11 protein-coding genes are annotated in these 14,700 nt (G+C 44.5%); 2 read left to right on the top strand and 9 right to left on the bottom strand.

Annotated elements, in window-relative coordinates; all coding sequences use genetic code 11:
• Nucleotides 1–41: 41 nt before the first annotated feature.
• From BCT34_RS07165 to BCT34_RS07180, 4 genes are all read right to left on the bottom strand, one after another.
• Entirely contained in the window at nucleotides 42–995 is a 954-nt protein-coding gene (locus tag BCT34_RS07165; RefSeq protein ID WP_076654429.1) for a class I SAM-dependent methyltransferase, read from the bottom strand.
• 8 nt (nucleotides 996–1,003) lie between these two features.
• Entirely contained in the window at nucleotides 1,004–1,702 is a 699-nt protein-coding gene (locus BCT34_RS07170; RefSeq protein ID WP_076654444.1) for a TIGR01621 family pseudouridine synthase, read from the bottom strand.
• 165 nt (nucleotides 1,703–1,867) lie between these two features.
• Nucleotides 1,868–3,484, bottom strand: coding sequence for a methyl-accepting chemotaxis protein (locus BCT34_RS07175; RefSeq protein WP_076654428.1), 1,617 nt, complete (start codon nucleotides 3,482–3,484; stop codon nucleotides 1,868–1,870).
• A 206-nt stretch (nucleotides 3,485–3,690) separates the two neighbouring features.
• Complete coding sequence (locus tag BCT34_RS07180; RefSeq protein WP_076654427.1) at nucleotides 3,691–5,124, bottom strand: sodium-dependent transporter; 1,434 nt, start codon at nucleotides 5,122–5,124, stop codon at nucleotides 3,691–3,693.
• A 367-nt stretch (nucleotides 5,125–5,491) separates the two neighbouring features.
• On the opposite strand from BCT34_RS07180, the gene cls reads away from it, so the two are divergent.
• Both cls and BCT34_RS07190 read left to right on the top strand, forming a co-directional pair.
• Nucleotides 5,492–6,946 carry a cardiolipin synthase gene (gene cls, locus BCT34_RS07185; protein WP_076654426.1) on the top strand — a complete coding sequence of 485 codons (1,455 nt, stop codon included), beginning with the start codon at nucleotides 5,492–5,494 and terminating at the stop codon, nucleotides 6,944–6,946.
• Between the two features lie 183 nt (nucleotides 6,947–7,129).
• Nucleotides 7,130–8,314, top strand: coding sequence for a cystathionine beta-lyase (locus BCT34_RS07190; RefSeq protein ID WP_076654425.1), 1,185 nt, complete (start codon nucleotides 7,130–7,132; stop codon nucleotides 8,312–8,314).
• 85 nt (nucleotides 8,315–8,399) lie between these two features.
• Here the strand turns inward: BCT34_RS07190 and BCT34_RS07195 are convergent, their stop codons facing one another.
• From BCT34_RS07195 to BCT34_RS07215, 5 genes are all read right to left on the bottom strand, one after another.
• Nucleotides 8,400–8,870: a hypothetical protein gene (locus tag BCT34_RS07195; RefSeq protein ID WP_076654424.1), complete on the bottom strand. Its 471-nt coding sequence runs from the start codon at nucleotides 8,868–8,870 to the stop codon at nucleotides 8,400–8,402.
• The gene (locus BCT34_RS07200; protein WP_076654423.1) at nucleotides 8,861–9,757 is read right to left on the bottom strand and encodes a winged helix-turn-helix domain-containing protein; all 897 of its coding nucleotides are present in this window, start codon (nucleotides 9,755–9,757) and stop codon (nucleotides 8,861–8,863) included. The genes BCT34_RS07195 and BCT34_RS07200 overlap by 10 nt, the downstream gene beginning before the upstream one ends.
• 109 nt (nucleotides 9,758–9,866) lie before the next feature.
• Nucleotides 9,867–10,433, bottom strand: a complete 567-nt coding sequence (locus BCT34_RS07205) for a DNA-3-methyladenine glycosylase I (protein ID WP_076654422.1) — start codon at nucleotides 10,431–10,433, stop codon at nucleotides 9,867–9,869.
• A 77-nt stretch (nucleotides 10,434–10,510) separates the two neighbouring features.
• Nucleotides 10,511–13,621: an efflux RND transporter permease subunit gene (locus tag BCT34_RS07210; RefSeq protein WP_076654421.1), complete on the bottom strand. Its 3,111-nt coding sequence runs from the start codon at nucleotides 13,619–13,621 to the stop codon at nucleotides 10,511–10,513.
• Entirely contained in the window at nucleotides 13,614–14,699 is a 1,086-nt protein-coding gene (locus tag BCT34_RS07215) for an efflux RND transporter periplasmic adaptor subunit (protein WP_076654420.1), read from the bottom strand. The genes BCT34_RS07210 and BCT34_RS07215 overlap by 8 nt, the downstream gene beginning before the upstream one ends.
• Nucleotide 14,700: the final 1 nt, after the last annotated feature.

The following is a 14,700-nucleotide window of genomic DNA, read 5'->3' on the forward strand; positions in this document are numbered from 1 at the left end:
TCGAAATGAGCGGCGTTTTGCTATCTGATGTTCGAGCTATCTTAAACGTCAGCAGAGTCGTTGATCTTAAATCTCAACACTTTCAAACTTGAATCAAGGTCAACATCGACAAACTCTGGCGGGTTGTCTAGACGTTCAATAAACTCAACGTTTGGCGCTTCTTCTGCCATCGTCTCAATCAAGAAATTTGGTGATACAGCCGGTGAGTTCACACACGCAATCACTTCACCACCTTCAGTTAGAAGCTCTGGCAAACGGCGTAAGATCTTTTTGTAATCTTTGGTTAAAGCAAAGCTGCCTTTTTGGAATGACGGCGGATCAATGATAACTAACTCGTAAGGGCCGCCCTTCTTGATTTTTCCCCACGACTTAAAGATATCGTAACCAAGGAAATTAACCGAACGCATATCGTGGTCATTCAGTCGGTGGTTATCGCGGCCTTTATTCAATGAACCACGAGACATATCCACGTTCATACATTGGCGAGCACCACCAGCGATAGCCGCTACAGAGAAACCGCAAGTGTATGCGAACAAGTTAAGTACATTCTTACCCTTGGCATTATCTTGTACCCACTGACGGCCATTACGCATGTCTAGGAACAAACCAAAGTTCTGATTACGGCCAATGTCGAGTTGATACTTAAGGCCGTGCTCAACCACGACTGGAGAGTCGTTCAGTTCGCCCCATAGAACCTCAGAAGGCGCACCATCGGCATAACGGTGTTGCAAAACAATGCTTGTGCCCTGCTTTGCTTGCCAGATGTCTTTATTGGTAAGATCAACCAATCCAGCGTTGAGAGATGACAAGAACTCATCGTCTACTTCTTTGAATACGTTAACCAGTAGCTGTCCATCAACCCAATCACATGTCAGTTGCTCTAGACCTGGCCAAAACTTACCACGACCGTGAAAGATACGACGCAGTTCATTCGGTACTTCATTAAGTTGCTGTTCAATATGACTAAAAAACAGAGGTAAAGCTGATGCTTCCATTATTTCACTCACTTAGTGTTTAGCTTTGGCCAAGTTAATGACCAAGGTTCAAGCCAACTGTCCAAACCGTTAGAGACGGTTTCCTGATGCCACTTCTCACCCAAAGAGTTTAAGCTTCTTGGATCGCAGACATATTCGTAGGCTTGTGATTGATAGGTAAATCGAATCGCGAAAGCATGCAGATAACCTCTGTCAGCCTCACTCGATGGATTATAAATAGGGTCACCAACAATGGCTGAACCGATCGACTTCATCGCGACACGGATCTGGTGAGTTCGCCCCGTATAGGGTTTACATAAAAGTAGACGCTCACCGGGTTCAGCTGTTGCTGATAAAAATTGGGTAATCGCTGGGTTTTCTTTGCTAGTCAGTAGTTTCCAACTAGAGCGTCGTGAGCGCTCCATATCTCCAGAAATCAAACCCTGCTTTTTCTTTGGCTTCTTAGAGCCAATCGCAAGGTAGTATTTCTCTACTTCACGCTTTGCAAAGAGCTTTGAAAGCTCGCTCGCCGCCGCCGCATTTTTTGCCAGCAGCAGAATGCCAGAGGTCATTTTATCAAGTCGATGAACGAGATACAGCTTAGGCTCATTGATTGCCTTAGAAACTTCTTGAAGCAACATGGTATCACCATCGTCTTTGTGGACGCTGACACCAGGGTGCTTATTGATAAGTAAAAAATCAGAGTGGTTCAGAAGAATATCGAACATGTAAAGGCTAGCTCCATTGTAGAACGTGGAGTATACCGTGTCTGAACCCAGATTCCAGCTACGAAAAAGCCCAACTAACTCAATTAACATTGAATCATTGGGCTTCTCTTTATTTGTCCGCTTTAGGTAATCGGTTTTTAGTTCCGATTGAATACGGACTGAGCACTAAGCAAGTTTGAACTTACCAACTAGTGCTTCTAACTCAGCAACCTTAGCATTCAAACCTGATGTGTTTTGAGAGCTACGAGTTGCTAGCTGCAGAGATTGCTCAGAGATATCGCTAATCGCAGTAATATCCGCAGCAATTTCTTTGGTCACAGCCGTCTGTTCTTCAGCCGCAGTCGCAATAGAGTTGACCATGCTTTGTACATTGCCCGCACCGCTCACAATCGCTTCGAGTGCTGAAACTGCACCAGAGCTTTGCTCGACACCAATCTCAACTAAGCGACAGTTGTCTTGAGTGTAAGTCACTGCTTCTTGAGTGCCCGACTGAATCGATTGAATAATGCCAGACACTTCTTGTGTTGCTTTAGTCGTTCTCTCTGCGAGCGCTCGCACTTCATCGGCTACAACCGCGAAACCTCGTCCGAATTCGCCCGCACGTGCCGCTTCAATTGCAGCGTTGAGAGCCAACAGGTTAGTCTGCTCTGCAATGTCTTCGATTACCTTGATGACGCTACCGATCTGCTCACCATGAGAACCCAGTGTATTCATTTGTAGCGACATGTCGCTCATTTGAGTCGACACTTGCTGAATACTCGCCACCATTTCAACAATCACATTGCGGCCATCTTCTGCAGAGGTTTCAGAGCGGCGTGCTTCTTCGTAAGTAGAAGTGCCTTGCTGTGCCACTTCTGAAATGGTCAAGCTAAGCTCTTCAGCGGCCGTCGCAATTAAGTTAGCTTTGTCAGCTTGAGCTGAAGCACCAGAAACAATGTCTTGGCTGATAGAAGATAGCTCACCGGTTACAGATTGAACTTGGTGAGTTACAGACGAGATTGAACCTAATAGGTCTACTAGCGATTTCTGCATCTGGTTAATCGATTTTGCTAGATCAGCCAGTTCATCACCAGAGTCATCAACAATATCGCCCGCCGTTAGGTCGCCATTTGCTACACGTCGCGCAACTTGTTCGACACGGGTAAGGCGGTTAGTGATTGAGCTAGACAATACAAATGCAATCACACAGCCAAAGACAATCGCAATAGCAGACAACACCATGATGGTACGTTCGATGGTGGTAAACGACTCGGTTAATACAAGCAGCGATTGCTCTGTATCAGCACGCTCACTTGCCGATGCTTGGTCTAATAAGTTCTCAATCGGGATGAGGTTACTCTCATACAAAGAGCGTAACTGTTGAATATTGGCGAGTAGCTCAGATTCAACATTAATCTTAGGCACAAGCTTCGATTCAAACTCTTGAGTGAAACGCCCCATCAGCTCTTCAATTCGCTGAATACGGCGATGGTCTTCAGAGCCTCTGCTCTCCAAACGCTTCGCTTGTTCAATTGCTTGGGCAAACTCGTTCTTATTGGTTCTATAGTCGTTCAGCGCGTTATCAACCTGGAGAATCGCGCCAAGTGCATCTCTGTAGACATCCCCAGCTTCATCTATCAGTACAAGATAGGTAACAGTACCCGGCACATCATCCATTCTGATCTCATCAGCACTTTTATGAGCGCCAATAACTTCTATCCATACAATACTGACTAACGTGACAAGCACCGCCAATATCGAGCCAAAACCGGCATACAGTTTCTTTCTCACTGACAATTTCACACAACACCTACCTAAATAAAATACGACTTAGAAACCTTTAACATTCAATATATCGGCTTGCGCACGGATAACTTGAGTGAATAGGCAGGATTTATTTTTCGCCAATAATTAAGTTTTACACATAAAAAAACGGGAGCCTTAAGCTCCCGTTTCTTAACTTATCGTAACTCGCGATTGTAGCTTCTAAGAACTTTGGTTTCTAAAAACTATAGCTTCTTAGAGATAAGCGCAGAGCCAGCAATAATACCAATACCTAGTAGCATGATTGCACCTTTACCGCTGTCAAAGCCAGAAGAGATGCCCATGAACGCTACGATAGCGATAGCTACTGGGATGATGTACTTAACAAGTGTGTACCATAGACCGAATAGTGGGAAAGATACTTCACCGTCGTTAGTGATTTCTTTCTCTAGGTCAGCACGGTTTAGTCTCCAACCCGCGAAGATACATACCAACATACCGCCAACCGCTAGGAAGATCTTATCCGTTAGTAGGTCGAAGATATCGAATGCACCAGTACCGAACAGTGTAGGACCGAAGCCACCTAGTGATAGAGAAGCGAAGATACATAGAATCGCCATTACTACACTTGCAGACAATACTGCAGTCACACGCTTCATGCCTCTTTCGTCGATTAGGTAAGAAACCACAACTTCAAGCAGAGATACTGAAGAAGTTAGTGCCGCAACACTTAGACCAACGAAGAACATTAGAGCGAATAGAAGACCAACTACGCCGCCCATCTCAGCGAATAGCTGAGGAACAACAACGAATACTAGACCAGGACCCGCTGCAGGCTCCATACCGAATGCGAACATTGCAGGGAACATTGCAACACCAGCTAGGATAGCAACACCTGTATCCATTGCCGTAACCATAGCCGTAGTTTGAACTAGGTTCTCTTTCTTCTTAAGGTAAGAACCGTATGTCAGCATACAACCCATACCAAGAGATAGAGAGAAGAATGCTTGACCTAGTGCAGCTAGAATTACACCGCTGTCTACTTTAGAGAAGTCAGGGCTGAATAGGAATTCTAGACCAGCCATCGCGCCCGGAAGCATGATGCCTTTGATTGATACCACGATAAGGATAATGAAAAGAAGTGGCATCAGGATCTTACCCGCTTTCTCAATACCGCCAGAAATACCCTTCATAACGATTACAACGTTAAGTAGTAGGTATAGTCCCATCCACATAAGTGGTTGAACTGGGTTTGAGATAAAGCCACCAAAGCTGTCACCAATTGCTTCAGGTGCGTCTAGTAGACCACCAGCAATTTTACCGATGTATGCGATAGACCAACCACCGACTACAGGGTAGAAACCCATGATTAGCAGGCCACTTACTACGCCGATTACACCAGCGAACGTCCAGCGACGGTCAGTTGATTTAAATGCACCTACTGCTGATCTCTGCGTATGACGGCCAATCGCAAATTCAGTCAGCATTACACTGAAACCGATGAAAATTACAAAAAACAGGTAAATTGCAACGAATGCACCACCGCCACTTTCGCCTGCTGTGTAAGGGAATTTCCAAATGTTACCTAGACCAACAGCAGAACCTGCTGCAGCCATTACGAATCCTAACTTCGAACCCCAGGTATCGCGGGGTGTTGTGGTTGTATTACTCGTAGCCACGTGTACTCCAAACTTTTGTGTTATGTGATGTTGTGTTTTGCTTTGGGTGGCGTCTTTAAAAGATAAGGTGTATAAAAAAATTTACACACCTAAAAGATTTGATTGACGCTCGTTATATAGCAAGTAAACCAGTTTAAGATTAAAATTGGAAGTCCGAACCGTACATATTTCGTTACCAATGTAAATTTTTATGGTTAAATGCCGCCTTTTCATACAAAACAATCGTTTTCGTCTTAAGTTTACCAAAACTTAACAACTATAACCTGTTTACAGCTTTTGCTCTATTTTGTAAATAGTTGAGTCCTTAAATTCCCATATCCACAAAATAGCATTACTATCTAAGTATCTCTTTTTTCGAGTATTCAATGTGGAAAAGGTCTACCATTTTTTAACTTTAGCTTCTGTCGCTTTATACTGGGTTCTTGTAGCCGGTGTGACTTTTCGTGTCGTATTAAAACGACGCTCTGTCAGCGTTTCTCTCGCGTGGTTGATGGTTATCTACATTATCCCAATTGTAGGTGTGGCGTGTTACTTCCTTTTCGGAGAGCTAAACCTAGGTAGAAAGAGGGCTGAGCGCGCACATCGCATGTTTACCCCGTTTGGTGATTGGTTCCGAAAACTTGATGATTGCCAGCTCCACCTGCCGGGAAAAGTCGGCTCCCCTATCCACAAGATTGATGAGCTTTGTAACAATCGGATGGGCATTCCTGCACTCAGCGGAAACACTCTTTCACTGCAAGCTTCTCCCAAAGAGATCTTACACGCAATTATCGAAGATATAGAAAACGCTCAAACCAGTATCAAGATGGTTTTCTATATTTGGCATCCAGGTGGCTTAGCGGATTCGGTGGCTTCCGCACTCATTCGCGCTGCGAAACGTGGTGTGGATGTTAAGGTCTTGCTTGACTCTGCAGGTAGCCCACGATTTTTCAAAAGCCACTGGCTTTCAATGATGAAAGACGCCGGTGTGCAAGTTGTGCAAGCATTAGAGGTTAGCCCTTGGCGTATTTTCTTACGCCGTCTAGACCTGAGACAGCACCGTAAGATAATCGTGATTGATGAAACCATTGCCTATACCGGTTCAATGAACATGGTTGACCCTGCTCACTTCAAACAAAGTTCAGGTGTGGGTCAGTGGATTGACGTAATGGTTCGCGTAACAGGCCCTACGGTTAATGTGCTGTCGGCCATTCATGGTTGGGATTGGGAAGTGGAAACAGGCGAACGAATCCTTCCTGATTTGCCAGAATGTCCGGTTGAAGAAGTAATGACGCATCACCCTGTTCAGGTAGTGCCATCAGGCCCGGGCATGCCGGAATATTTGATCTTACAGGTTCTAACCATTGCGATTAATCAGGCAAACCATTCTGTTCGTATCACAACACCCTATTTTGTACCGAGTGCCGATTTATTAGAAACACTCAAAATGACCGCGCAACGAGGTGTCAATGTAGAACTGATCATCCCTCACAATAACGATTCATTGATGGTTAAGTGGGCTTCGCGCGCTTTCTATACCGAGTTACTTGAGGCCGGCGTTAAGATCTACGAGTTTTACGGTGGCCTTCTTCATACTAAGTCGGTTGTTATTGATGAGGAGTTTTGTTTGATCGGAACGGTCAATATCGACATGCGCAGCCTATGGCTCAACTTTGAAGTGACACTAGCTGTAGATGACGTACACTTCACTCAACAACTCTCTGAGCTGCAACAATCGTACATTGAATCATCTCACCCAGTCGTATTGGAACAATGGGAACAGAGAAACTTGCGAAATCGCTTCTTCGAAAGGCTGTTCTATCTGTTCAACCCACTGCTGTAATCCAATCTATGGATTCACTGCGACCCATCACTCGCTGGTTATCTGATTTTTAACCTTTCACGATAAACGACGTGAAAGGTTAAAAAGACAAAGAAAAACATAAAAACCCCCGCTTCACTCTTGCTTTGAAGGCTATTGGCATGTTTTAAATAGGACATAACCGATTGATAAGGAATTCACAGCATGTCCGAAAACAAAACCACTAAGCTGATCACTGCAGGTCGTGATAAGAAGTGGACCAATGGTGTCGTTAACCCACCAGTACAGCGCGCTTCAACTGTCGTGTTCAACTCAGTAGAAGAAAAGCGCAAAGCTACGATTAATCGCGCTAATAAGACGCTTTTTTACGGACGTCGTGGAACCAACACTCATTTCGCTTTCCAAGATGCTATGGTTGAAGTGGAAGGCGGCGCTGGCTGTGCGCTCTACCCTTGTGGCACGGCAGCTATTTCTAATGCCATCCTCTCTTTTGTAGAATCAGGCGACCATATTCTGATGGTTGATACCTGCTACGAGCCGACACGTGATTTCTGTGACACGATCATGAAAAAGATGGGTGTCGAAACAACTTACTACGAACCAACCATTGGTGAAGGTATCCAAGACCTCATCAAGCCGAACACTAAGGTTCTATTTACCGAGTCTCCGGGTTCAGTAACAATGGAAGTTCAAGACGTTCCAACGCTTGCACGTATTGCTCATGAACATGACATCATCGTTATGTTAGATAACACTTGGGCAGCTGGAGTTAACTTCTCACCGTTCGATTTTGGTGTTGATATCTCTATCCAAGCAGCAACTAAATACATAGTAGGTCACTCAGATGTAATGCTAGGTACCGCTGTTGCCAACGAAAAATGTTGGGACCAACTGCGTGAACAGAGTTACTTGATGGGACAATGTGTTTCGCCAGATGATGCTTACCTTGGACTTCGTGGTATCCGCACGCTTGACGTTCGCCTGCGCCAACACGCTGAGAGCAGCTTGAAAGTCGCAAAGTGGTTAGAAACTCGCCCTGAGGTTGACCATGTTCGCCACCCTGCTCTTGAGTCTTGTCCTGGCCACGAATTCTTTAAACGAGACTTTACTGGCGGTAATGGCTTGTTCTCTTTCGTGCTGAAGAACTCAAATACAAAAGCCACCACAGCGCTGCTTGATGGTATGACGCACTTTAGTATGGGTTACTCATGGGGCGGCTTTGAGAGCTTGATTCTAGCGAATGAACCGAACAGTTTTGACAGCCTAAGAACAGTAGCGAACCCTAACTTCGAAGGTACCTTGATTCGCGTTCATATCGGCTTAGAAGACGTTGATGATTTGATTGCAGACCTAGAAGCTGGATTAGAACGTTACAACGCTCTGGTGTAATCTAAAGGCTAGATCCAATAAGCAAAAAGGCAGGATTTTCCTGCCTTTTTCAAATTAGCGTATTAGACACATAGCTTTAAAAAAGTTACTGAACGTTAAAACACGCCCAATTAAATATTTCAGTTCGATGTTCATTGAACATATACAAAGACTTATCCTTCACTGCAATCGTGTAGTCAATCGTCACCCCTTTATACTCACTATATTCCTGATTAATAACAGGGTCATGAAAAGGCGTTGCCGTTCTCACATCCAGAATACTCATCGACAGATTGTTTCCATCAAGCCCGTAGTAGCCTGAATAAAGATTTTCCATCATACTTTCCTTGCCGTTTTGCTCAGTAATTGTCACAAACTCCCTAATATTAAAAGTATGATCAGATTGAAAAGTAAGGCTTATGCGTTCATACAATGCTTTATATGGTTGGAATGCCTGAGATAAAAAATCAGTTTTGATCGTTTTACAGTGCCATCGAGTGCCAGCCAAGACGTTTTGTTCTAACAAGAAGCTCGCAGCGGTGATTGCACAAACAATAAGTAAGCCAATTAATCGCAAAAGTAGCTCCTCTTTGCCATATGAGCTGCAAATGAATCAAAAGACGTCTCTACATTAAAAATAGAAGCACCATAATTCAAAGCTTCACCGTTTTTCTTTTGAACCAACATATATAGCGCATCATTTTCAGGCTGATCGACTGACGGATAGATACGGACAAACACATCCACATTACAGTGACTAGGCATCACATCCGTAAGCTTTTGAGTGATAGCAGGCAGGGAATAGGATTCATGGTGCGCAATATGGAAAAAATAGTGATTGGTATTATCTGTATAACTGTCGCGATATTCGCCTTTATCAATAAAATAAGGCTGTGGCGTATAATAGGTTTGGAAAAGGTTGAACGCCGTTACAACGACACAAATCAATGCAACTAAATAGCCAGCTTTAACAAGGGGTGCATTGCTTTTAGAGTTTGAAGTCTCTATTTCAGTTAACTTTTGATCTTGGTTGGGAGGTGTCTTGAGTTCTGAATCAGTTGCAGCAAACACTTCTTGACCGGCAGGCGGAGAGCTTGATTTGGATAACTCAGTAGTCACTTGAGAAGTTTCAGTTTTGCTAGGCTCTATCGACTCATCAATTTCAAGTGAATAACCCGTTTTGCTGACTGTGCGAATGGTCGCACAGCCACAAGTAACGCGTGACAGCGTTTTTCGAATCTTAGATATCACGTTAGTGAGCGCTTGCTCTGAGACAATCACATTGCCCCAACACCTATCAAATATCAGACCTCGTTCAATGCACTCACCAGCATTCTCTAGCAAGAGCAGGAACACCTTACCCTCTAACGGCGCGATAGTTTCTACGTGGCCATCTTCACGCACAAACTGCCTAAGCAAGGGATCATAACGAGCATCACAAATTTGGTAGCTTTGTTGTTTCACTATCGTCTTCTAGGTTTAAATTCGGTCGCATATGATATTGAATAGTTTATAAATGACCAGTAAATTCTCCAATATTAACGCAATTATTTTTCGACGATAAATAACACTTTTATTTGTACGGACAACCTACAGTATGGTCATTAACCATGCCTGTCGCTTGCATAAACGCGTAACAGATTGTTTCCCCTACAAACTTAAAGCCTCTCTTCTTCAAAAACTTACTCATCGCTTTAGATTGCTCTGTAGAAGCAGGAACTTGAGACATCTCAGTCCATTGGTTCACGATTACTTCGTTATCGACAAATTGCCATAAGGCATTTGAAAGAGAGCCGAATTCTTTCTGTAACTCAAGCGTTGCTCGCGCATTGTTGTATACCGAAGCGATTTTGCCTTTGTGCTTAACCACATCGAAATTTTCAATGATGTGTGGCACGTTGTCTTGATTGAGGGCTGCTAGCTTATTTAGATCGTAATTATCAAAAGCGGCACAATAACCTTCACGCTTTTTGAGAATAGTAATCCAGCTCAGGCCGGCTTGAGCGCCTTCCAAAGTTATGAACTCAAACAAAACTTGGTCATCATAAACAGGGACGCCCCACTCTGCGTCGTGGTATTCCCTTTCAAGTTCATGTTTCAGTGCCCATGCGCAGGTTCTATCCGATGCATTTACTTCCATTTTTGAATTCTCTTTTATCAATCGGTATATAAAAATAATGCCCCATTTAGGGGCATTATTTCAAAGGTTAATTAGCGTTAAGCTACTTCAATTTTATGGAATAGACGATATAGAACAGGTACTACGATTAGCGTCAGTACAGTCGCAAAGCCCAAACCAAACATGATGGTTACCGCCATCGGCTTGAAGAAGATATCGGGTAACAGAGGGATCATACCAAGAATAGTTGTGATCGCCGCCATACATACCGGACGAACACGACTTAATGCCGCATCAACAACCGCCACATATGGATCTTTACCTGATTTCATTTCAATCTCAATTTGATCAAGCAGTACGATACCGTTTTTCAGTAGCATCCCAGATAGACTCAAGAAACCCAACAGCGCCATAAAACCAAATGGTGTGTTCAAGGCTAATAAACCTGTCGTCACCCCTATCAACGCCAGTGGCACCGTTAACCAAACAATCAGAGGCTCCTTCACCGAGTTAAACAAGAACACCGTGATTAAGAACATGAACAAGTAACCTAGAGGCATAGTTGTGAACAGTGACGCCTGCGCATCTGCCGACGACTCATATTCGCCCCCCCACTCGAGTGAGTAACCCGGTGGCATCTCAATCGCTTCAATTTGTGGTTGTAAGCGTTTCTGTAGAGTTGAGGCTGTCTCTTCACCCAATAGATCAGGATCCGCCATTACCGTCAGCATACGCTTACGGTTTTTACGGATGATCAGTGGATCTTCCCATTCTAACTCGTAACCTAAAGTCACTTGTTGCAGTGGGATGTATTCACTTAATGCAGGGCTCCAGATCTTCATGCCTTCGATGTTACGAATATCGACACGTTCATCTTCAGGTAAACGAGCTACTATCGGCATCAACGTTGTACCATCACGATACACACCAATCGACTTACCAGAGAAGGACATTGCCAAGAAATCATCAACATCAGATTTAGTAATACCATATCGACGTGCTTGGCTTTCGTTGAACTGAGGCTCTAGCACCTTAGTTCTTTCACGCCAATCGTGACGAATATTGAAAGCACCATCATCAGCACGCATGATATCCATAACTTGAGATGCGATTGAACGTAAAACCGTTGGATCAGAACCCACAATTCGCGCTTCAATTTTCGCACCGCCACCCGGACCTAATTCGATCTGTTTAAGCTTGTAATCAATCTCTGGGAACTGACTACCCACATGCTCACGGAAACGTAGCATTAGCCCTTGGAGCACCTCATAGCTTTTCACACGAACTGTTATTTCGCCGTAAGCGCTATAACTTTTCTCCGGTGAATAAGTCAGCATGAAACGTTGTAGACCTTTACCCGCTGTTGTCGTGATATGTTCAACTTCATCCTGCTCTGCTAACCAACCTTCCAGCACTTTAAGCTTGGTATTGGTCGCTCGAATATCCGTGCCTTCTGGCATCCATACATCCACTTGGAACATAGGTGTTGTTGAAGAAGGGAAAAAGGCTTGTTTAACAAAACCAAAGCCATACACACTCGCGCCTAATCCAATAACCAGAACAAACATGGTTAACCACGCACGCTTCATACAGAACTCAAGGAAGTTTTTGTAGATCACAAAAACCATCCCATTGTACGGGTCTTTACCTTCATTACCCGGATCGACCTTCTGACCTTTAAAGAACATATCGGCAAAGAACGGCGTGAGCGAGATGGCAGTAAACCAACTCAGCATCAAGGAGATCAGGAGCACTGTGAACAAGGTGCCACAATATTCACCTGTTGAGTCTTCAGATAAACCGATTGGAGCAAATGCGGTCACCGCAATAACGGTAGCCCCCAACAGCGGCCATTTGGTTTGAGTGACGATATCGGTAGCGGCCTGCATCCGGGTTCGCCCCTTCTGCGTGCCGATCAATATCCCTTCCACTACCACAATGGCGTTATCCACCAGCATCCCCAAGGCGATAACCAATGCACCTAGTGAAATACGTTGGAGGTCGATCTTGAAATACTGCATGAAAATGAAGGTACCGAAAACGGTCAACAACAGTATCAAGCCAATCAACAGACCCGAGCGCAATCCCATGAAGAACAGTAACACCACGATTACGATTGCAACCGCCTGCCCTAAACTCACCACAAAACCACTTACCGACTTATCTACCTCTTTGGGTTGGTTATATACCTCAGAGATGTCGATGCCAACTGGCTGCTGGTATTTCAGCTCAGCAAGTCGTCGATCAAAGGCTTCACCCACAGCAACCACGTTTACGCCTTGCGCAAAAGAGACACCAAGGTTGAGCGCGAGTTTACCGTTATAACCGATGATGTTACTCGGAACTTCGACATAGCCACGAGTCACGTCAGCGACATCTTTCAAATAGATGAGGCCTTGAGCACCCCCTTCTGTCAGAATCAAATCACCGAGTTGTTCAACATTCTGGAACTCACCCGTTGGATGGATTCGAATGTATTCATCGCCAATTCTTACTGCACCAGCGCTTGATACAATGTTTTGAGTCGACAATAGATTAAATACGGTGCTTGGAGAGATACCGAGTGAACTTATCCGTTTCATCGAAATTTCAATGAATACTTGCTCTTGCTGTTGCCCCGAAACAGAAACTTTACTGACCCCATCGACCAACTCCAGCTCTCGCCTTAGATAATCAATGTAATCCAGCAGCTCTTTGTAGCTGTAGCCATCCCCCGTCACCGCCAACAAAATACCGTAAACGTCACCAAAGTCATCAATGACTTGTGGATCATTAACGCCAGGTGGCAATTCAACCTTGAGATCATTTACTTTTCGGCGAAGTTCATCCCAGATTTGTGGAAGATCATCTGGGCCATAATTGTTCTTCATCGTTACCGTTACCTGAGACAAGCCACGGCTAGAGATAGAGTTCACTTCGTCCACATAGGTAAGTTGTTGAATTGCTTTCTCTAATGGATAGGTCACTTCCTCTTCCACCTGTTGAGGCGTTGCCCCCGGGTATGAAGTCACGACCATTGCGTCTTTGATGGTAAAGGCAGGATCCTCTAAACGTCCCAAACCGAAGAAAGCAGAGACACCACCAATAAGAAAGATCAAAGATAGCATCCAGCTGATGACTTTGTTACGTATAAAGTAAGCAGCAACACCTGTGATCTGATCATCACCCTGTTGGTCGTCATTTTGGGGCTTGTTATTCACTTCACTCATTGTTCGTCTCCTGAGACAATACATCCACTGTCATCCCATCTCGCAATCGCGATACGCCTGCAACAACGACATGCTGCCCCATTTCTAGTCCTTTCATGATCTGCAATGTTTTCTGATTTGCTTTTCCTAACACGACTTGTTGCTTCGAGACGGTATTGTCATCATTAAGCACCCACACATAAGAGTTCTGGCGCGTTAAAGCATCACCATCAGCATTAAATACAGCTTCAATTGGAATAAGCACGCCGGCTTTTAGATCTAAGCCAATATCTCGCCCATTTGAGGTCACCTCAACTGCCATACCGTCCAGAATCAAGTCATCTTCAGGCATAGGCAGAGCAAGCGTCACAGTGAACGTGCCCGTACTTGGGTCTGGTTCGGTGGTGAACTCTTTAATACCTGCCGTGTATTCATTACCACTTGGCACTCTGACCGAGGCCTCAACGTTCGATAGCAGCTGCTCACTTGGTTGGTTCACATAGATTTGGTCTGGCAACTGAATAACGACTTCAACATCTTCAACGCTGTGAATATTCACTATTTGCTGGCCTACCTGAATATTTTCATATTGGTCGACACTGACACGAGAAATAATCCCATCAACAGGCGCACGAAGCTTAGTGAACGATAAGCGCAGTTTCGCCAACTCCAACTCCGAATAAGCAATCTGGCGTTCAGCGGCAATTTCATCAAACTGCGACTTAGCCAATAAACCTTTTTTCACTAGCGGGCTAGAACGTCTGTATTGACTGTTGATTACCGTGTAACGTGCCTGGGCATTGTCTACGTCCAATTGATAATCGGTTGGGTCAAGCTCGGCAATGACGTCCCCTTTAGAAACACGTTCACCTTCCTTCACATCCAACTTAAAGATTTCACCAGCGACTCGAAAACTGAGGTGAGCTTTCTCAGCAGCATTTGCAACCGCTGGAAAATAGAGTTTGTCGCTAAAATCGATGACTGAAATCTCAATAACTTTAACCAAGGGTGTGTTGTTCACCTCTACAGCTTGCTTATCTTCACAAGCCGTAAGTAAGGCCAAACATGACAGGCCAGCGGCCACTTTAAGTGTTTTCATG

Source organism: Vibrio sp. 10N.261.45.E2, assembly GCF_002875705.1.
Lineage (GTDB): Bacteria > Pseudomonadota > Gammaproteobacteria > Enterobacterales > Vibrionaceae > Vibrio.